We start from the raw sequence: 19,832 nt of genomic DNA on the forward strand, positions 1-19,832 counted from the left end.
ATCGTAGCCCGCGTGAGCGTCAGCGACACGCGGGACCATGACCACCTTCGCTGCGATTCCCGCGTATCGCTTACGCTCACGCGGGCTACGTGTTTGCACTGGGATGCAGCACCACCTCATAGCCCGCCTGCAATGCGCGCAGCGTCGACGGCGGCGTCAGCAGCATGACGCCGTCGGGCACCTGGCGCGCCTCGCCATAGCCTGCCGGGGACCATGGCAGCGCGCTGCCCTGTATCATCAGGAAGCTCGTATTGCCGGCCTGCACCATCGTGCCCTCCGGCAGCGTATCAACCGATGCAGGCAGCGGGTGCAGCCGCTTCCTGCCATGGTCGAGACGCTCGCGATGCAGCACCGCGTCGATCTCCGAGGCGCGCAGACCGCTCGTGCCATTGCCCTTCTCCCACGCCGCGCGAAAGCGGTTGGCATCGTCACGGCGGCAATAGAAGCAAGGCCGGTGTCCGGCGGCGAGCGCAGTCGCCTCATCCAGGAAGAACAGCTCGGTCCAGCTTCGCATTGCCATCACCTCGCGGCGGCGGCCGCGGAATTCGCAGACGCAAGTGAGCCACGCCGGCGTCGACCAGCGCTTGCGGAGCAGGGTCTTGGTCGCGGGATCATGGATGATGCCGCGATTGCCGGTGAACATGCCACGATGCGGCGTGGCGATGATCTCGCCCGTCGGCATGACGCGGTTCTGCAGGGGCATTTGCTCCTCCGCCTTCGGCTGCGGAGCAGGCGAATGGCGAGTAGCGAATAGCGAATGGAATGACCTATTCGCTACTCCCTATCCCTACTCGCCTCCTTCACGCCGCCCCGTCGCGGATCGGCGGCTGGAACGACAGCGCAGTGTCCCACGGGAAATAGATCCAGGTGTCCTGCGACACCTCGGTGATGAAAGTGTCGACCAGCGGCCGGCCCTTCGGCTTGGCGTAGACGGTGGCGAAATGCGCGTCCGGCAGCATCTGGCGCACCATCCGCCCGGTCTTGCCGGTGTCGACGAGGTCGTCGACGATCAGGAGGCCCTTGCCGGTGCCGCCGCCGAGCTTGGCGGTGCTCTCGGAAATGCCCTTCAGCACGTTCAGATCGCCCTGCTTATCGTGGTCGTAGCTCGCGATGCAGACGGTGTCGATCACGCGCACGCCGAGCTCGCGCGCCACGATCGCTGCCGGCACCAGCCCGCCGCGGGTGATCGCGACCACGGCATGAAACGGGCCGAGCTCGTTGAGCCGCCAGGTCAGCGCCCGGCAATCCCGATGAAACTGATCCCACGACACCGGGAACGGCTTGCCCGCTCGCTCCTGTGCCTTCTGCTCTGCATCCTTGTCCGTCATCTCAACCTGTATCCCTGCTGCCTATCGCGTGACGTTCAGCCCCGCGAGCATCTCCTTCACCGCGTTCATCGCGGCCGTCAGCTTCTCCGGATCGCGCGAGCGCACCACGAGATGGCTGTTCGGCTTCTGCTCCTCGTCGATGAAGGGATAGCTGCCGATGATGGTGTCCGGGTGAGCCTTGGCGATCTCGCGCAAGGGGCCGCCGATATCGCCCTCGCGGGCATTGGCGCGCACTGTCTCCGACAACATCCGCACGCCGGATTTCAGCTTCGGCGCGACGATGTCCATCATCGCCTGCATGATCGACGGCACGCCGGCCATCACGATGACGTTGCCGAGCTTGAAGCCGGGCGCCAGGATGGTCGCGCTCTGGATCAGCTCGGCCCCGTCGGGAATCCGCGCCATCCGCAGGCGCGCCTCGTTCAGCTCCTGCTCGCTCCAGCGCTCGCGGAAGCGCGCCACCACCTCGGGATGATGGTCGATGCCGACCCCGAATGCCTTGGCGATCGCGTCCGCCGTGATGTCGTCATGGGTCGGCCCGATGCCGCCCGTGGTGAACACATAGGTATAGCGATGCCGGAGCGCGTCCAGCGCCGCGATGATATCGGGCTCGTCATCGGCAACCACCCGGACCTCCTTCAGGTCGATGCCAATATTGGTCAGGTATTCGGCGACGAAGCCGATGTTCTTGTCCTTGGTCCGACCGGACAGGATCTCGTCGCCGATGACCAGCATCCCCGCGGTGACGATCTCGTTCATGAGCTCTCCTCTAAGCCTTCCTGTCCTTTTTGGCCCGTGGCTGCGCCGATGTCACCCGCCCACGACCGCCGTGGCGCCGATTTGAGCATCTTATAGCCGGTTTTTCGGGCAAGGCGCCGGCAGGCGGTGCCGAATGCCGCGGGTCCCTGCATATCGCGCTGGCCCGGCCCTTGCTACTCTCCCGGGGAGTCATGCACTGTAAGACGTGGCTCGAGAGCATGGGATCGCATGGCAGTTGCGTTCGATGAAATGAACGAGCCGGGCGGCGACGTCCGCCAGGCCTATCAGGAGCTCTCCCGCTGGCTGCAGGAGACGCCACCGGACGCGCTGGAATATCGTCGCCATGAGGCGGAATTATTGTTCCGCCGAATCGGCATCACCTTCGCTGTTTACGGCGAGGCCGAAGCCCAGGAGCGGCTGATCCCCTTCGACGTGATCCCGCGCATCCTCTCGGGCAAGGAATGGACGCTGCTGGAGCGCGGCCTGAAGCAACGGGTGCGCGCGCTCAACATGTTCCTGCGCGACATCTATCACGGCCGCGACATCCTGCGCGCCGAGATCATCCCCGACGATCTGATCTTTCAGAACCCGGTGTTCCGCCCGGAGATGAACGGCCAGGATGTGCCGCACGATGTCTATGTCCACATCGCCGGGATCGACATCGTCCGGGTCGACGCCAACGACTTCATCGTGCTGGAGGACAATGCGCGCACGCCCTCGGGCGTCTCCTACATGCTGGAAAACCGCGAGATCATGATGCGGCTGTTTCCGGACCTGTTCGCCCGCCACCGCGTCGCGCCGGTCGAGCGTTATCCGGACGAGCTGCTGTCGGCCTTGCGTTCGGTGGCGCCGCTCAGCGCCTCGGCCGAGCCGACGGTCGCGCTAATGACCCCCGGCATCTACAACTCCGCCTATTACGAGCATTCCTTTTTGGCCGACAAGCTCGGGATCGAGCTGGTCGAGGGCCGCGACCTCGTCGTCAAGAACGACGAGGTGTTCATGCGCACCACCGAGGGGCTGAAGCGGGTCGATGTGATCTATCGCCGCGTCGACGACGATTTCCTCGATCCCCTCACCTTCCGCCCCGATTCCGCGCTCGGCGTCCCCGGGCTGATGTCGGCCTATGCGGCCGGCAACATCACCCTGGCGAACGCCGTCGGCACCGGCATCGCCGACGACAAGGCGATCTACTCCTACATGCCGGATATCGTGAAATTCTATCTGGCCGAGGAGCCGATCCTGAAGAACGTGCCGACCTGGCGCTGCCGCGAGCCGCAGGATTTGTCCTACGTGCTCGACCATCTCGGCGAGCTCGTCGTCAAGGAGGTGCATGGCTCGGGCGGCTACGGCATGCTGATCGGACCCGCCGCGACCAAGGCGACCATCGAAGCCTTCCGCGACAAGCTCAAGCGCGAGCCGGAGGGCTTTATTGCCCAGCCGACCCTGGCGCTCTCCACCTGCCCGACCTGCACCGCCTCCGGCCTCGCGCCTCGCCATGTCGATCTGCGCCCGTTCGTACTGACAGGGCGCGAGCGCACCACCATCGTGCCGGGCGGCCTCACACGCGTCGCGCTCAAGGAAGGCTCGCTGGTGGTCAATTCCAGCCAGGGCGGCGGCACCAAGGACACATGGGTGCTGGATGAGTAGAAGCTGTTTCACCCTTGCCACAAGGATGGTGCACCCTCTCCCCTTGTGGGAGAGGGTGGCGACGAGCGTCAGCTCGGCGCCGGGTGAGGGGTCTGTCTCCGCGGATAGAGACCCCTCACCCGGCTCGCCGTCGCATCCGCGGCGGCGATCCACCCTCTCCCACAAGGGGAGAGGGTGCACCGAGGGCGCCGCGAAGGTACGCAGAGATACGCTCTTGCCCAGCCAGCACCACATGCCACCGCCAAGCATCCCATAGAAAACCGCCCATGCTTTCGCGCACCGCCGAAAACCTCTATTGGCTGGCCCGCTATGTCGAGCGGGCCGAATATCTCGCCCGCACCATCGACGCCACCTTGCGCGTGACCGCCCTCCCCGCCGCCTATATCGGCAAGACCAATGAGTGGGAATCGGCGCTGATGACGGCCGGCGTTAATGTCAGCTTCTTCGAGGTCTATCAGGAAGCCAACGAGCACAATGTCGTCGAATATCTCTCCTTCAACCCGAACAATCCCTCCTCGATCACCAATTGCATCGAGGCGGCGCGGCTGAACGCACGGTCGGTCCGAACAGCGCTGACGTCGGAGATGTGGGACACCATCAACGGGGCCTGGATCGAGCTGCAGGAGGTCTGGAGCAAGGGCGCCAAGACCCGCGAGGAGCTGGCGCGCTTCCTGCGCTTCGTGCAGGAGACCTCGCTGCGCTTCGACGGCTCGGCCTACCGCACCATGCTGCGCAACGACGCCTACTGGTTCTCGCGGCTCGGCCTGCACCTGGAGCGCGCCGACAACACCGCGCGCATTCTCGACGTCAAGTATCACGTGCTGCTGCCGGAAGAGGAGCATGTCGGCGGCCCGCTCGATTTCTACCAGTGGAGCTCGATCCTGCGCTCGGTCTCGGCGCTGACCGCCTATCACTGGGTGTACCGCGAGACGCTGAAGCCATGGCTGATTGCGGATCTGCTGATCCTCAACGACACGCTGCCGCGATCGCTGGCGAGCTGCTACGGCAATCTCGTCCGCAATCTCGACCAGATCGGCGTCGCCTATGGGCGGCAGGGGCCATCGCAGCGCCACGCCCGCGGCATCCGGAACCGGCTGGAACACTCAAATATGGATGACATCTTCCAGCGCGGCGTGCACGAGTTCATCCAGGAGTTCATCGCCGACAATTCCCGCCTTGGTGAAATCATCACCAGGCAGTATCTGATCTGACGAAAAGCAGGCTGACGGCATCTGTGGATGCCCGGCGCGCAGACAAGTTTACGCAGTCTGCGCAAGCTTGACCGCAGCCGGGCATGACGATCTTTATGCCTCAGCAGCCTGCCTGAACCAAAGCTCCGGCTGGACCACCATGCGCCTGCGTATCTCCCACTCGACCACCTACCGCTACGCGCCGGCGGCCACCGGCGTGATCCAGATCCTGCGGATGACGCCGGGCAGCCATGACGGCCAATATGTCGCGGAATGGCAGATCGACGTCTCCACCGATTCGCGGCTGGACATGCATGAGGATGCGTTCGGCAATGTCACCCATGTCATCACGCATGGCGCGATCGAGACGCTCGCGATCACGGCCGAGGGCCTGATCGAGACTCACGACACCGGCGGCGTCCTGAAAGGCACGGATGAGCGTTTTCCGCCGAGCCTGTTCCTGCGCGGCACACCGCTCACCGCGCCAAATGCGGCCATGGCGAGCTTCGTTCGCGAGTTGAGTGCCGAATCCGACGACGACGTGCTCGGCTTCCTGCACACGCTGATGACGCAGGTCAACGAGCACATGACGTTCGACGAAGACCCGACCAATTCGGGCACCTCGGCGGCTGAGGCCTTCGCGCTCAAGCGCGGCGTGTGCCAGGATTACGCCCACATCTTCATCGCCTGCGCGCGCGCCGGCGGAGTGCCCGCTCGCTTCGTGTCTGGCCATTTCCTGCGCTCCGATGGTGCGGTGCACCAGCAGGCGGCCCACGCCTGGGCGGAAGCGTTCGTGCCCGATCTCGGCTGGGTTGGCTTCGATGCAGCCAACTGCATCTGCACCACCGATGCGCATGCGCGCGTGGCGATCGGGCTCGATTATCTCGGCGCAGCACCGGTGCGCGGCACCCGCTATGGCGGCGGCCTGGAGACGCTCGAGGTCAGGGTCCGCGTCGAGCAGGTCGGCCGCGGCGGCCAATCGCAATCCCAATCGCAGTGGCAGTCGTGAGTTCAAAGAACGACGGCACGATGCCGGCCTTGTAGCCCGGGTGAGCGAAGCGACACGCGGGAAAACCGCCGGAGATGCCCGGATGCTGCGCTCACCCGGGCTACAACACTGCGCCGCGGGGCCGTGGTACCGTGCCGCCCGCAAGCGACAGCAAACCAGCGAGATGAAAATCATGGCGACCGTAAAACTGCTCTCCGACAGTGAACTCTCGCCGGAGGCTCGCGCCGTCTTCGACGACATTCGCAAGACGCGACAGTCCGATTTCGTCAACAACTTCTGGCGCGCACTTGCGCACGACCCGAAGACCCTTCGCCGGACCTGGGAAAGCATCAAGGAGGTGATGGCGCCCGGTGCGCTCGATCCAAAGTTCAAGGAAATGCTCTATGTCGCCGTTTCGATCGCCCACGGCTGCACCTACTGCATTCATTCGCACACGGCCGCCGCACGCGCGAAGGGCATGACCGCCGCGGAATATGCCGAGATGATCGCCATCGTCGGCATGGCTGCGGAGACAAACCGGCTCGTCACGGCACTGGGCGTGGCCGTCGACGACGCATTCCTCGTCGAGCCCGGACAAGGCTGAACGCAGTGAACGTAGCCCGGGTGAGCGAAGCGACACCCGGGACCACCGCCCCGCATTTCGCTGCGCTCATGCGGGCTACGGATCGTCGCCGCAGCGGGAATACGGGGTTGGACGCCCCCCGGAAATTCGCTAGTAATTCGCCCTTCGACGTGATGAGGATCGGCGATGACCTATTGCTGCGGAATTCTGGTGCGTGACGGCCTCGTCATGATCGCGGATACGAGGACCAATGCCGGCCTCGACAACGTCTCGACCTTCCGCAAGCTGCACATCTTCTCCAACCCGGGGGAGCGCATTCTGGCGATCGCCAGCGCCGGCAATCTCGCGATCAGCCAGTCGGTGCTGTCGACCCTGACCGAAGGCATGGAAGATCCCGCCACGGGCGAGGTCGAAACGCTGATGAACGCGCCGACCATGTTCCAGGCCGCGCAGCGCATCGGCAAGGCCATCCGCGCGGTGCATGCCATGGAAGGACCGGCGCTGAAGGCCGAGGACATCTCGTTCGACGTCTCCTTCCTGTTCGGCGGCCAGATCAAGGGCGCACGGATGCGCCTGTTCATGGTCTACACCGCCGGCAATTTCATCGAATGCACCACCGACACGCCCTATTTGCAGATCGGCGAGCACAAATACGGCAAGCCTGTGCTCGACCGCGCGATGCACTATGACGTCGAGCTCTATGATGCGCTCAAGACCGGGCTGATCTCGATGGATTCGACGATGCGCTCCAACCTCGGCGTCGGCCTGCCGATCGACGTGCTGGTTGTGCGCTCCGACGTCTGCGAGGCCGATCTCAATCATCGCATCGAGGCCGGCGAGCCCTATTTCCATGATTTGCGCTCGCGCTGGTCGGCGGCGCTGCGGGCCGCGCACAACAACATTCCGCGGCCGCCCTACAAGGCCCAGAACGAATCGAAGCACTGAACCAGAAACACTGAAAATATGAGGCGAGGAACAATGGCCGAGGCAGGACAGAAGATCGCGTTGGTGACCGGCGCAGGAACGGGTGTGGGCCGCGCGGCGTCGCTGGCGCTGATGAATGCGGGCTTCACCGTGGTGCTCACCGGGCGGCGCAAGGAGATGCTTGAGGAGACCGCCAAGCTCGGCGGTGCCGGCAAGAGCCTCGTCGCGCCCGCCGACATGACCCAGCCCGACTCGATCGCGGCGCTGTTCGCCAAGATTACTGAGACCTATGGCCGGCTCGATCTATTGTTCAACAACGCCGGCATGGGCACGCCTGCAATGCCGCTCGAGGATCTGTCGCTCGAGCAATGGAGCCAGGTGGTCGCGACCAACCTCACCGCACCGTTCCTGTGCACACAGCACGCCTTCCGCATCATGAAGGACCAGACGCCGCGCGGCGGCCGCATCATCAACAACGGCTCGATCTCGGCGCATGCGCCGCGGCCGTTCTCTTCGCCCTACACCTCGACCAAGCACGCCATCACCGGCCTCACCCGGGCGTCCAATCTCGACGGCCGCGCCTACGACATCGCGGTCGGCCAGATCGACATCGGCAACGCCGAGACGCCGATGACGGAGCGCATGGTCGGTGGCGTGCTGCAGCCGGACGGCCGCATGATGCCGGAGCCGCGCATGGACGTGAAGGCGGTCGGCGATGCCGTGGCCTACATGGCCTCGCTGCCGCTCGATGCCAACGTGCTGTTCATCACCGTGATGGCGAGCAAGATGCCGTTCGTGGGACGGGGGTAGATATTCCCCGGTGACCGCGTAGCCCGGATGAGCGCAGCGATATCCGGGGTCATCTCAAACACCTTTCCCGGGTATCGCTTCGCTCACCCGGGCTACACAGTTGCGCTTAGGAATTCGGCTCACCGAAATCGGCGCTCATCTCGCTGACGCCGCCTCCCCAATCCCTGGGGAGCAGGTTCTCTCCGACATAGCGATGGAATGACGAATACGGCCAATCACAAACCCGCGTCATCAAACCATGCTTCACCGGATTGAAGTGGACGTAATCGACATGCCGCGCGAAATCCTCGTCATCGCGAATCGTGTGCTCCAGACGGCAGCGTCATCACAACGTGCAAGTGCTCTGGGAGAATAACGATGGCATCGACTGCAAATGGCCGCTCGGAGCGCGCCCTACGAAACGCGGCACGCAAAAAATCGATATGTTCGACGAGGAGACGCGACCTTCGATCTTCGAGCGTGACCGTGAAAAAGAAGGTCCCACCCGGCAACTGGTTACGTCGATAACGAACCATTGCGGCCAGAACCCTTTAGAGTTACGCGACAACTACCGATTGACTTTCAATTTCATTAACTAGCCAAGGGGCCTGTCTTGTAGCCCGGATGAGCGAAGCGATATCCGGGATCATCTCCATCCGCTTTCCCGGGTATCGCTTCGCTCACCCGGGCTACAAAGCCTCAGCCGCCCCTACTCCAGCCTCTCCACCCTCCGTAAGCTTGGAAACAGCTTCATCCAGAGCAGCGCGATCGCGACGGTGGCCGCGCCGCCGAGCACGGCGGCGGGCACGGTGCCGAGCAGTGCGGCGGTGACGCCGCTCTCGAATTGGCCGAGCTGATTGGACGCGTTGATGAACAGGAAGTTCACCGCGCCGACCCGGCCGCGCATCTCGTTCGGGGTTGCGATCTGCACCAGCGAGAAGCGGATGACGACGCTGACGGTGTCGGCGGCGCCGAGGATCGCGAGCGCCGCAACCGACAGCCACATCCAATGGGAGAACGCGAACACGACGGTCGCCGCGCCGAAGATCATGACGGCCTGGAACATCCGCAAGCCGACATGGCGGCTGATCGTATGCCGCGCCAGTACAGCCGTCATCAGCAGAGCACCAACGGCGGGCGCCGCGCGCAGGATGCCAAGCCCGAACGGCCCGGCCTCCAGGATGTCGCGGGCATAGATCGGTAGCAGCGCCGTGACGCCGCCGAACAGCACCGCGAACAGATCGAGCGAGCTGGTACCAAGGATAGCGGGATTGTCGCGGATGAAGCGGACGCCGGCGAACAGGTCCTTGCTGCTCGCATGCTCCTCGGCCGACGGCTCGTCCATCACGTCGATCGCGCCGGTGAAGACCATGCCGGCCAGCCAGAACACGACCATGATGCCGTAAGGCAATCCCGGCGCGACCGCATAGGCGAAGCCGCCGAGCGCGGGCCCCGCGATGGTCGCAAGCTGCGCCGCGCCGCTGGAGAGAGCGCTCGCGCGCTGCAGGGTGCCGGTCGGTGCGATCAGCGGCAACAGCGCCGCAGTGGCCGGGCTCTCGAACGCGCCGGCAATGCCGAGCACGAAGGTCGCCGCGAACAGCTGGGCCTCGGTCAAGAAGCCGGCATAGGAGCCCCAGCATAGATAGAGCGCGGTGAGCGCTTCCAAGAGCTGGCAGAATTGCACCACGCGCCGGCGCCGATACCGGTCGGCGGCGCTGCCGGCGACGAACACCAAGAGCGCGGTCGGCAGGAACTGGATCAGCCCGACCATGCCGAGATCGAAAGCACGGCCGGTCATGTCGTAGATCTGCCAGCCGATCGCGACCGCCGCGATCTGGCTCGAAAACCGCGACAGGCTGCGCGAGAGCAGGAAGAACAGGAAAGGACTTTGGCGCAAGAGCGTGGTCGCGCCGATCGGCAATGTCGAAGCCATGATGAGGCCTTGCGTGACGCAAGCTCACATCGTTGTCAACGGCAGCCCTGACGCGTGCGCATCGCATGGCATTGCGCTTTGCGCCGTACCGCGCCCATAATCCCGAAAGTTCGGGGGATTTATGCTACAATTGCAATCCGCTTTCGGGATCGTCGCCCTGCTCGCGATCGCCTGGGCGCTTGGTGAAAATCGCCGCGCCGTTTCGATCAAGCAGGCCGCGCTCGGCCTCGCAGTCACCATGCTCACCGCCATCATCCTGATCAAGATACCCGTCGTCGCCCGTGGTTTCGGGGCGATCAACGACGCGGTCGGCGCGATCGCGGCGGCCTCCCGCGCCGGCTCCTCCTTCGTGTTCGGCTATCTCGGCGGCGGCACCCTGCCCTTCGACCTCAAGACACCCGGCGCCGATTTCATCCTGGCGTTTCAGGCGCTGCCGATCGTGCTTGTCATGAGCGTGCTGACCACGCTGCTGTTCTACTGGCGCGTGCTGCCGCCGGTCGTACGCGGCATGGCCTGGCTCTTGGAGCGCACGCTCGGCGTCGGCGGCGCGGTGGGACTATCGACCGCCGCTAACATCTTCCTCGGCATGGTCGAGGCGCCGCTGTTCGTGCGGCCCTATTTGCCGCAGATGACGCGCAGCGAATTGTTCCTAGTGATGACCGGCGGCATGGCGGGAATCGCCGGCACCGTGCTGGTGCTCTACGCCACCCTGCTTGCGCCGATCATTCCCGACGCGGCCGCGCATTTCGTCATCGCCTCCGTGCTCGGTGCGCCCGCGGCGATCCTGGTCAGCCTGGTCATGGTGCCGGAGACCTCGAAGGAACTGACCGGAGGATCGCTTGATGATCCCGACATGCAGGCGTCGTCGACGATGGACGCGATCGTCAAGGGTACGTCTGCCGGGCTGGAGCTGCTGCTCAACATCGTCGCGATGCTGCTGGTACTGGTCGCGCTGGTCCATCTCGCCAACGCGATCCTCTCCTTGTTGCCTGCGATCGGCGGCGCGCCGATCTCGCTGCAGCGGATCCTGGGGTTGATCATGGCGCCGGTATGCTGGCTGATGGGCCTGCCGTGGTCGGAGGCCGTCACGGCCGGCAGCCTGATGGGCACCAAGACCGTGCTGAACGAACTGATCGCCTATGTCGATTTTTCCAAGCTCGATGCGAGCGCGCTCGATCCGCGCGCCAGGCTGATCATGCTTTATGCGATGTGCGGCTTCGCCAATTTCGGCAGTCTCGGCATCATGATCGCCGGCCTCGGCACCATGGCGCCGAGCCGGCGCGAGGAGATCAACGCGCTCGGACTGAAGTCGATCGTCTCGGGCACGCTGACGACCTGCCTGATGGGCGCGATCGTGGGGGTGCTGACTTAGCAGCGCACCCGTAGCTCGGTCATTGCGAGCGAAGCGAAGCAATCCAGAGATGCATCTGCGGGAACAGTCTGGATTGCTTCGTCGCGAGAGCTCCTCGCAATGACGCAGGAGGGAGCGCCTACGCCTTCAGCACCATCGTCCCAGTCAACCGCACAATTTCGTCTTCTCCAAGGTACGACGCACCTCAGGCAGCTTGGCACGGCATGGCTCAGCCGCCATGGCCTTCGCTTCGCTGTTCCGTCCCTGCGCGTACAGCAACACCGCCATCAAGCCCTGCGCCCCGGAGCGCACCGGCCCGCCCGCCACATCCGATGCGGCGAGCGACATTGCGGTTCGCACCTCCGCCTCGGCGGCTCCGAAGCTCTTTTGTTGCATGAAGAAGATCGCACGGAATAGATGACCCCGCGGGTCTTTCGGATAGCGGGTGACGAGATCGAAAGACCGGCTGACACGCTCGTCACCGGTCGCCGGCAGCTCCGAAGCGGGGATATACTGCGCGGCCTCAGCCATGTAGGACGAATAATGAGCAGCGGCGAAGCCGGCGCAGATCAGAGATCCAGCGCATCCTGCGAGCAACGTCATGCTGGCGCTCCGCGGCAGGCTGTCATACGAGCAGAAGGCGAGCCACGGCGTGATGGCAAGTGCGCCGCCGGCCAACGCACCACCTGCATGGGCGAAGTAGTTGACCTCGCCGGAGGCTCCAAAGGCAAGTGGCAGCAGTGCGGGAACACCGAAGAAGAGCGACGTCTTCAGTCTTGAGATTGTTTGATCGGCATCCGCTTCGGGATCGAAGCTCGTGACAAACAGCGCTGCCACGAGCCCGGTAATGGCGCCGGACGCACCGACGCTCACCGTGCCGGGGGCATTGCCCAGGAGCGAGCCGGCCTCCCCGGCCAGCGCACTGGCAACAAAGATCAGCGAGAACCAGCCACGGCCGATCAGAGACTCCAGCCGGACGCCGACGATGAGCAGCGCAACGCAGTTGCTCATGAGGTGCGACTCGCTGCCATGCAGAAGCGGCGCAAGGCCGATCCGCCACCACTCTCCCCTTCCAACAACGAGATCGTAGCCGGACGCGCCATAGGCGATCACCGAGCGGACATCGAGTGAGCCGTCCGGCGCAATGTCGATCGCGAGACGGCGTTGCAGCACGAAGATCAGGATGAGATTGAAAATCAGGCCAATGGTGACGAAGGGTATATCGGCCAGGAGCTTGTTGCCGCAAAAAAGCGTCCACTCACCGGACAAGGGCCGGGCGCCGTCGCGCACGGCCGCTGGAGCGACCGGCGCGGCGACGGACTGAAACGATGCTCTTGGGGGCGGCGCCACGACGCCGCGTCGGCCAAAAGTGTTGGTCGCCATCAAAGCATTCCCGCATTTTGACAGCCTTGACCTAGCGCGGAATACTTTCGAGAGGTTAGTGTCCCGCCCTGCAGCGGCGGCTTAAACCATCCGGTTGGTAACTGCCCGGTTTCGCGGATCGGGCGCTTTCTCGCGATCGGTTTTCGAGCCCGGAATCCATTGGGCAGCAGAGCACGGGGCGAGAGCGTTTCACGCCGTCAGCTCGAGCGTCTTGAAATCCGCCGGCAGGATCACCTCGAGCAGTTCGACATCGTCGGAATAGTCCAGGATCATGTGCCGGATCTTCGGCGGCTGCGTCCAGGCGCTGCCCTGCTTCATCATGCTCTCACCGACGCCGTCCATGTAGGTCTTCACCCATCCCTTGAGCACATAGACCATTTGGAATTCGACATCGTGCGTATGGAGCTTTGAGACTTCTTTCGGATTGCACGGCGGCAGCAACCGAATCACATGCGCCCGCGCCAGGCCGTGCGTGGCATCGGCAATGCCGAGATCGCGGTAGGCCGCATAGGCGCGCAAACCGTCGGTCTTGAAGTCTTCTTCGTTGAGGTGGCTGATGGCGACCCGCTGCTTCGGGCGCTTGGATGCAGGTGCCGCGCGGCCAGTGCTGACGAGCGCCTTGCGTGCATTTGGTTTCGCAGGCGCCTCAGCGATGGCCTTCGCCGCGGCCTTGCGCAACGATGTCTTGCGTGCTGCCGATTTCGCAGCGGCGCGTGATGCAGGCGTGTTCGAACGGCTCTTGCTGGCCATCGTGCTCTCCCTCGGCTTTCCCCGGAGGCGAAGGGTAGCACAGTCAGCTTGCCATTGGGCGGTCTCCGCGATCGCCAAACAGGAGATCGTCATTCCGGGGCGCGCGGAGCGCGAGCCCGGAATGACACCGATGTTGCAGCCTGCCGCCTATTGCAGCCGAAAGACGCCGTCGACGGCGCGCAGCTCCGCGGGCTTGATCAGCTTGGAATGGGCGACTGTGACCGAAAACAGCGGACCTTCGAGCTTCTTCTGCCAGAAGCTGAGGAAATCCTGCAGCGCCGGAAATTTCGGGAACAGGTCGTAGTTCTGCCAGACATAGGTCTGAAGCAGCGAGGGATGATCCGGCATCCGGTAGAGGATCTGCGCCGTCGTCAGCCCGTAACCCAGAACCTGTTTCCGAAAGTCCTCGGAAACACCAACCCGCGAAGTCATGCCAACCTCCATTTGCAGGAAGCGCATTCTCCGGAGGGCGACCGGGACCAAGCCCCCGGCGAGATGCGCTCACTGATGAGAAATGTGACGCATGCGACCAACCCATCACAAGCCTAAAAGTTTAACGCTCTGTTGAAAATTCCTGCACTAGCAGCGACTTAGCACAGGTGCTAATACGGGGTTTCACGGTCTGTTCCGATCCCGTTAACGATTTCAGGACCTTTTGGCAGAAGCCTCGATTGACTGCTAATTTTTCTGCTACAAGCCCTTGCTCCCGGTAAAACTCTCGCCTATGTCGATCGCGCCTGCTGGCACTCGCTAGCAGCGACTGCTAATCTCCAGAACTTCGAAAACAGTTTCAATAGCTTAGGAGGACTGTATGAACTTCCGTCCGCTTCACGACCGCGTCGTGGTCAAGCGCATCGACGCCGAAGAGAAGACCGCTGGCGGCATCATCATTCCCGATACGGCCAAGGAAAAGCCCTCGCAGGGCGAAGTCATCGCCGTCGGCCCGGGCGGCCGCGACGAGACCGGCAAGCTGGTCCCGCTCGACCTCCAGGTCGGTGACCGCGTGCTGTTCGGCAAGTGGTCCGGCACCGAGGTCAAGATCGACGGCAAGGAGCTGTTGATCATGAAGGAGAGCGACATCATGGGCGTTCTCACCGACACCGGCGCCAAGAAGAAGGCCGCCTAAGCGCTGCCGCATCCGCTTCACCCCTGAGGGAGCGCCTGCGGGCGCCACGGACGGGGTGAGACATCAATTCAACTCAGGGAAATCCATTTATGTCAGCCAAAGACGTGAAGTTCGGCGTTGACGCCCGCGATCGCATGCTGCGCGGCGTCGACATTCTCGCCAATGCCGTGAAGGTCACCCTCGGCCCGAAGGGCCGCAACGTGGTGCTCGACAAGTCGTTCGGCGCCCCCCGCATCACCAAGGACGGCGTCACCGTCGCCAAGGAGATCGAGCTCGACGACAAGTTCGAGAACATGGGCGCGCAGATGGTGCGCGAAGTCGCCTCCAAGTCCGCTGACGCGGCCGGCGACGGCACCACCACCGCGACCGTGCTCGCGGCCGCGATCGTGCGCGAGGGCGCCAAGTCGGTTGCCGCCGGCATGAACCCGATGGACCTGAAGCGCGGTATCGACCTCGCCGTCGAGGCTGTGGTCGCGGACCTCGTCAAGAACTCCAAGAAGGTCACCTCGAACGAGGAGATCGCCCAGGTCGGCACCATCTCCGCGAACGGCGATGCCGAGATCGGCAAGTTCCTGGCCGACGCCATGAAGAAGGTCGGCAACGAGGGCGTCATCACCGTCGAGGAAGCCAAGTCGCTCGAGACCGAGCTCGACGTCGTCGAGGGCATGCAGTTCGACCGCGGCTACATCTCGCCCTACTTCGTCACCAACGCTGACAAGATGCGCGTCGAGATGGACGACGCCTACATCCTGATCAACGAGAAGAAGCTCTCCTCGCTGAACGAGATGCTGCCGCTGCTCGAGGCCGTCGTGCAGACCGGCAAGCCGCTCGTGATCGTCGCCGAGGACGTCGAGGGCGAGGCGCTCGCCACCCTGGTCGTCAACCGCCTGCGCGGCGGCCTCAAGGTCGCGGCCGTCAAGGCGCCGGGCTTCGGCGATCGCCGCAAGGCCATGCTGCAGGACATCGCGATCCTGACCGGCGGCCAGGCGATCTCGGAAGACCTTGGCATCAAGCTCGAGAACGTCAACCTCTCGATGCTCGGCCGCGCCAAGAAGGTCATGATCGACAAGGAGAACACCACGATCGTCAACGGCGCCGGCAAGAAGGCCGACATCGAGGCGCGCGTGGCCCAGATCAAGGCGCAGATCGAGGAGACCACCTCGGACTACGATCGTGAGAAGCTGCAGGAGCGTCTGGCCAAGCTCGCGGGCGGCGTCGCGGTGATCCGCGTCGGCGGCGCGACCGAGGTCGAGGTGAAGGAGCGCAAGGATCGCGTTGATGACGCAATGCATGCGACCCGCGCTGCCGTCGAGGAAGGCATCCTGCCGGGCGGCGGCGTCGCCCTGCTGCGCGCCTCCGAGACGCTCAAGAACGTGCGCGCCAAGAACGAGGACCAGAAGACCGGCGTCGAGATCGTCCGCAAGGCGCTCTCCGCTCCGGCTCGCCAGATCGCCATCAACGCGGGCGAGGACGGCTCGGTCATCGTCGGCAAGATCCTGGAGAAGGATCAGTACGCCTATGGCTTCGACTCGCAGACCGGCGAATATGTGAACCTGGTTTCCAAGGGCATCATCGACCCGACCAAGGTCGTGCGCACCGCGATCCAGAACGCTGCCTCGGTGGCCGCGCTGCTGATCACCACGGAAGCCATGATCGCCGAGCTGCCGAAGAAGAACGCAGCCGGCCCCGCGATGCCTCCGGGCGGCGGCATGGGCGGCATGGACTTCTAACAGTCCAGCTCCTCTCGAAGCTACGAAGGGCGCGGTGCAAACCGCGCCCTTTTTGTTTTGGCTCGCTCGCAGACGAACGTCACTGCGAGCGCAAGCGAAGCAGTCCAGAGGGTGTCGATATGAGGCGGAATTGCTCGCTCTCGCGCCTCACAACGATGACATCGCTCCGCTCGAACCACTTCCTGAACTCGCCTTCACCTCTCGCGCCGATACATCACGTGCGTCCGCAAAACGTATTTGCGTCCTTTCGTGACGGGATCACCGCGATGCATGATCGGATGATGAAACAGCAGCGCCTTCCCTGTCTCCGGTCGGATTCGAATCGGACCATCGGGCATTAGGCCGCTGTCATCACAGAAAGATGTCGCACCGCGATGTCGCGGAAATGGAGCAGCAAGGGGAATCGGTGGTCGTGCCTGTTTGCCATGGTGCGGTTTTCGATCGTCAGCTCGCTTTCGTCCAGACCCGTACCGGCTTGGTCGTCGAGCTCATGAGCAGGACACCGGTGGGCAAGCTTCAGATTGATCCGCTTCGTGAATGGGCCTGACGCGATCCAAGGGTCTAACGCGGCCGGTTCTTGAGCTGAATCAAGCCAGCCGCCAGAACTCGTTCCAAGCTCCTTATGGTATCGGGCGCGTTAGCGTCAGTCATGGCGAGCCTGCAGCCGGTCATTCTCTCTGAGAAGGCATTCCATGTCTCGCTTTTCATCGGGTATCGGTAAAACGGCCGTCCGATGCCGGCTGACAACGATATGGCGAAAGAGCCACAGAACGATCGGGCAAGCCAGAAGGGCGACGGCGCCGAAGTCGAGCGCGGCGCTCGCGGAGCGGAACGACTTTGAGAGCTTTCCGCCGATCGCCGGTCCGGCCAACATGCCGGCGTAGAAGATCGTGTAGAATAGTCCCATTCCGACCGGCCGCATCTTCTGATCGAGCACTCGCGCAGGCAGGCTCATGATCGCCCCGGCGGGAAGACCGCAAAGGATTCCAAGAGCAATGACGATGGGAAGCACCGTGCCGCTACGCGACAGGAGAAATGTCAGGAGGGCGAAGGCGATGCAGCCTGTCACGAGGATGGCCTCGCCGCGCTTGGTCCGATCTGCGAGGAAGCCGCCGAACGGAACCGAAAGGGCGGCGAGCCAGAGCACGATGCTGATGGTTGATCCGGCCGCGGCACTGGGCCATCCGTGCTCAACAAGCATCGACGGACCGAAACTGAAAACCATCGCAAAGCCGATGTTGTAGAGACACCAGATCAAGCCGGCGGCAATCACGGCACAGATCGTGTCGGCGGTCAGGCTGTAGCGCTCGCCTTCAACCGCGATGGTCGCATCTGGCGCGCGATAAACCAAAGCGATGAGACCAAGGCCGATCAAGATCACTCCTGCGACGGCGAGATTGACGGCATGGAGGCCAAGCGTGGCTCCGACTTCCGGCAACAGCATGAGAGCGACCGCAATGCCGGCCGGCCATGAGTTGATGAAAATGGCCATCGCGGTGGCGACTTCCCGGCCGGCAAACCAGTCCGCGACCATCTTGGTCATCAGAACGTTCAGGAGAACACCGCCAATGCCGGCGGTCAGTCGGCCCACGATCTGCACGCTCCACGATGTTGACGTGGTCATCAGAAGTTCGCCTGCCAGCATCATCAGGAGACCGGCAAGGACCGTCACCTTGTCGCCATAGCGTCGACCGATCGCGCCGCCAGGCAAGGCAAGCACGGCGCCCGGCGCAAAATAGAGTCCGATCAGAATACCGATATCGGCCAGGCTCGCACCGAGACTCTGGCTGAGCTGTGGCGCGACGGCCGCGACGCTCTGAAACTGAAAGGCGATGGCGGCGCGAGCGACGAACAGGGCAGCAAGGATGGTCCAGCGGCTTCGCATTTGGATTTTCCCGATGCCGTGAACCTATACCGTCGGCTTGATATTCTGGTTCATGCGGAAGAGATTGGTCGGATCGTATTTGGTTTTGAGCTCAGCCAACCGCGCATAGTTCTCGCCATAGGCATCGCGGACACGATCCTCGCCCTCATCGCCGAGATTGTTCGCGTAGACGCCGCCGGTCGAATAGGGCCTGACGGCGCTCCACAGCTCGCGCGCCCAACGCATGTTCGCGTCGTCGTCGGCCGGATCGTCCCAGATCGCGACGGGAAAGCAGTCGAACGCTGCATTGCGGTTTGCGTACGGCGAGTCCTGTGCCGGAACCCGGGCGATTGCGCCGCCGACGTGCTGGAAAACCAGTAGCGACGAGGTGTTTGGCGCTCTCGCATAGGCGTCGAGCAGCGCGTCGATCGCGCCAGTGCTGATCTCGCGCAGGAACTGCGCCTTCCAGTAGAAGCGGCGGCCGCGTGGGAACAGCGCATCACCGCCCGACTGTATGTCGAGATAAGGAACAGCTGCAAGGCGCGTCTCGACGGGCGAGCCGAATCTGATGATCGGTGAAAGGGCGCGCTCACCGTCATGATGCGGGCCGACATAGCAGGCGGAGATGCTGAAGAATCGTTCGCCCGACGGCAGCGTTACCAGAGCTGCATCGACGTTCGCTTCATCGGCGGCGCGGCGAGCGAATTCATCATAGAAGCGCATGGCCTCGCGCGCGTGATCATATCGATGCAGCGCTGACGCGACTTGCAGTGAGGTGCCGATGGGATGAAGCGCGTATTCGAACGCGGTCACGATGCCAAAATTGCCGCCGCCACCCCGCAGGCCCCAGAACAGGTCGGGGTGTTCGGTCGCACTGGCCTTCAATATGTTTCCCTCGGCTGTCACAACCTCGGCGGAAATCAGGTTATCGCAAGTCAGCCCGTATTTGCGTCCGAGCTTGCCAAAGCCGCCGCCAAGCGTGAGCCCGGCAATACCGGTATCACTGTTGACGCCCATGGTGGTCGCCAGGCCATGCTCTTGCGTCACCCTGTCGAATTCGCCCAGATTGAGGCCGGCCTCCGCGCGCGCGATCCGACGGACCGGATCGACCTCGACCTGTTTCATGAGCGACAGGTCAATGACCATGCCGCCGTCGCAAACCGACAGGCCGGCGATATTGTGGCCGCCGCTGCGGACTGCGATGCAGATGTGATGAGATCTTGCGAAGACGACGGCCCGAACGACGTCCTCGGCACCGGCACAATAGGCGATCATGGCCGGCCGCTTGTCGATGGCGCCATTCCAGACCTTGCGCGCCTCGTCGTAACCGGCGTTTCCCTCAAGGACGACGTGGCCCTTGAGCCGTAGCTGTGGGGTGGGGGGAGGTTGGGAGTGTGATTTGCCCATCAGGTCGTCATCTAGCCGCCGTTGCTCCATCCGATTTGCTCCTCGCCGAGGCCCATGCCATCTTCTCACGGAGCGCCAAA

Annotated in this window: 18 protein-coding genes and 2 pseudogenes; 10 read left to right on the forward strand and 10 right to left on the reverse strand. The window is 63.6% G+C overall.

Going from position 1 to position 19,832, the window contains the following annotated elements:
• Nucleotides 1–85: 85 nt before the first annotated feature.
• The 3 genes from P6U24_RS25950 to P6U24_RS25960 form a co-directional block, all read right to left on the reverse strand.
• Nucleotides 86–703 (reverse strand): hypothetical protein, encoded by a 618-nt coding sequence (locus tag P6U24_RS25950; protein WP_407155306.1) that lies wholly within the window; start codon nucleotides 701–703, stop codon nucleotides 86–88.
• 97 nt (nucleotides 704–800) lie between these two features.
• On the reverse strand, nucleotides 801–1,328 hold the full coding sequence (gpt, locus tag P6U24_RS25955; protein ID WP_407155307.1) for a xanthine phosphoribosyltransferase: 528 nt from the start codon (nucleotides 1,326–1,328) through the stop codon (nucleotides 801–803).
• Between the two features lie 21 nt (nucleotides 1,329–1,349).
• Nucleotides 1,350–2,087 (reverse strand): competence/damage-inducible protein A, encoded by a 738-nt coding sequence (locus P6U24_RS25960; protein ID WP_407155308.1) that lies wholly within the window; start codon nucleotides 2,085–2,087, stop codon nucleotides 1,350–1,352.
• Nucleotides 2,088–2,315: 228 nt separating this feature from the next.
• Here P6U24_RS25960 and P6U24_RS25965 point away from each other — a divergent pair, with 228 nt between their 5' ends.
• The 6 genes from P6U24_RS25965 (at nucleotide 2,316) to P6U24_RS25990 (ending at nucleotide 8,229) form a co-directional block, all read left to right on the forward strand.
• Entirely contained in the window at nucleotides 2,316–3,734 is a 1,419-nt protein-coding gene (locus P6U24_RS25965; RefSeq protein ID WP_407155309.1) for a circularly permuted type 2 ATP-grasp protein, read from the forward strand.
• A gap of 266 nt (nucleotides 3,735–4,000) precedes the next feature.
• A complete protein-coding gene (locus tag P6U24_RS25970) occupies nucleotides 4,001–4,945 on the forward strand; it encodes an alpha-E domain-containing protein (RefSeq protein ID WP_407155310.1) in 945 nt (314 codons plus the stop codon).
• Between the two features lie 139 nt (nucleotides 4,946–5,084).
• On the forward strand, nucleotides 5,085–5,933 hold the full coding sequence (locus P6U24_RS25975) for a transglutaminase domain-containing protein (protein ID WP_407155311.1): 849 nt from the start codon (nucleotides 5,085–5,087) through the stop codon (nucleotides 5,931–5,933).
• Between the two features lie 172 nt (nucleotides 5,934–6,105).
• Entirely contained in the window at nucleotides 6,106–6,516 is a 411-nt protein-coding gene (locus P6U24_RS25980; RefSeq protein ID WP_407160582.1) for a carboxymuconolactone decarboxylase family protein, read from the forward strand.
• Between the two features lie 165 nt (nucleotides 6,517–6,681).
• Entirely contained in the window at nucleotides 6,682–7,440 is a 759-nt protein-coding gene (locus P6U24_RS25985; RefSeq protein WP_407155312.1) for a peptidase, read from the forward strand.
• Nucleotides 7,441–7,473: 33 nt separating this feature from the next.
• On the forward strand, nucleotides 7,474–8,229 hold the full coding sequence (locus P6U24_RS25990) for an SDR family oxidoreductase (RefSeq protein WP_407155313.1): 756 nt from the start codon (nucleotides 7,474–7,476) through the stop codon (nucleotides 8,227–8,229).
• 106 nt (nucleotides 8,230–8,335) lie between these two features.
• Here the strand turns inward: P6U24_RS25990 and P6U24_RS25995 are convergent.
• Together P6U24_RS25995 and P6U24_RS26000 are read right to left on the reverse strand one after the other, a co-directional pair.
• Nucleotides 8,336–8,744, reverse strand: a pseudogene (locus tag P6U24_RS25995) (transposase).
• A 173-nt stretch (nucleotides 8,745–8,917) separates the two neighbouring features.
• Entirely contained in the window at nucleotides 8,918–10,141 is a 1,224-nt protein-coding gene (locus tag P6U24_RS26000; RefSeq protein ID WP_407155314.1) for an MFS transporter, read from the reverse strand.
• A 121-nt stretch (nucleotides 10,142–10,262) separates the two neighbouring features.
• On the opposite strand from P6U24_RS26000, the gene P6U24_RS26005 reads away from it, so the two are divergent.
• Complete coding sequence (locus tag P6U24_RS26005; protein WP_407155315.1) at nucleotides 10,263–11,513, forward strand: NupC/NupG family nucleoside CNT transporter; 1,251 nt, start codon at nucleotides 10,263–10,265, stop codon at nucleotides 11,511–11,513.
• A gap of 144 nt (nucleotides 11,514–11,657) precedes the next feature.
• Here the strand turns inward: P6U24_RS26005 and P6U24_RS26010 are convergent, their stop codons facing one another.
• The 3 genes from P6U24_RS26010 to P6U24_RS26020 all read right to left on the reverse strand — a co-directional run bounded on the left by P6U24_RS26010 (nucleotide 11,658) and on the right by P6U24_RS26020 (nucleotide 14,057).
• Nucleotides 11,658–12,782 carry a rhomboid family intramembrane serine protease gene (locus tag P6U24_RS26010; protein WP_407155316.1) on the reverse strand — a complete coding sequence of 375 codons (1,125 nt, stop codon included), beginning with the start codon at nucleotides 12,780–12,782 and terminating at the stop codon, nucleotides 11,658–11,660.
• Nucleotides 12,783–13,064: 282 nt separating this feature from the next.
• Nucleotides 13,065–13,625 (reverse strand): cupin domain-containing protein, encoded by a 561-nt coding sequence (locus tag P6U24_RS26015; protein WP_407155317.1) that lies wholly within the window; start codon nucleotides 13,623–13,625, stop codon nucleotides 13,065–13,067.
• Between the two features lie 147 nt (nucleotides 13,626–13,772).
• Entirely contained in the window at nucleotides 13,773–14,057 is a 285-nt protein-coding gene (locus tag P6U24_RS26020; RefSeq protein WP_407155318.1) for an usg protein, read from the reverse strand.
• A gap of 379 nt (nucleotides 14,058–14,436) precedes the next feature.
• Here P6U24_RS26020 and groES point away from each other — a divergent pair, with 379 nt between their 5' ends.
• The 3 genes and pseudogenes from groES to P6U24_RS26035 all read left to right on the forward strand — a co-directional run.
• The gene (groES, locus tag P6U24_RS26025; protein WP_407155319.1) at nucleotides 14,437–14,751 is read left to right on the forward strand and encodes a co-chaperone GroES; all 315 of its coding nucleotides are present in this window, start codon (nucleotides 14,437–14,439) and stop codon (nucleotides 14,749–14,751) included.
• A gap of 89 nt (nucleotides 14,752–14,840) precedes the next feature.
• A complete protein-coding gene (groL, locus tag P6U24_RS26030; RefSeq protein WP_407155320.1) occupies nucleotides 14,841–16,481 on the forward strand; it encodes a chaperonin GroEL in 1,641 nt (546 codons plus the stop codon).
• A 373-nt stretch (nucleotides 16,482–16,854) separates the two neighbouring features.
• Nucleotides 16,855–17,028, forward strand: a pseudogene (locus P6U24_RS26035) (VOC family protein); the annotation flags it as partial.
• 96 nt (nucleotides 17,029–17,124) lie between these two features.
• On the opposite strand, the gene P6U24_RS26040 reads toward P6U24_RS26035, so the two are convergent.
• Nucleotides 17,125–18,366: a CynX/NimT family MFS transporter gene (locus P6U24_RS26040; RefSeq protein ID WP_407155321.1), complete on the reverse strand. Its 1,242-nt coding sequence runs from the start codon at nucleotides 18,364–18,366 to the stop codon at nucleotides 17,125–17,127.
• 24 nt (nucleotides 18,367–18,390) lie between these two features.
• Complete coding sequence (locus P6U24_RS26045; RefSeq protein WP_407155322.1) at nucleotides 18,391–19,782, reverse strand: FAD-binding oxidoreductase; 1,392 nt, start codon at nucleotides 19,780–19,782, stop codon at nucleotides 18,391–18,393.
• Between the last annotated feature and the right edge of the window lie 50 nt (nucleotides 19,783–19,832).

The organism is Bradyrhizobium sp. STM 3557, from assembly GCF_045571465.1.
GTDB lineage: Bacteria > Pseudomonadota > Alphaproteobacteria > Rhizobiales > Xanthobacteraceae > Bradyrhizobium.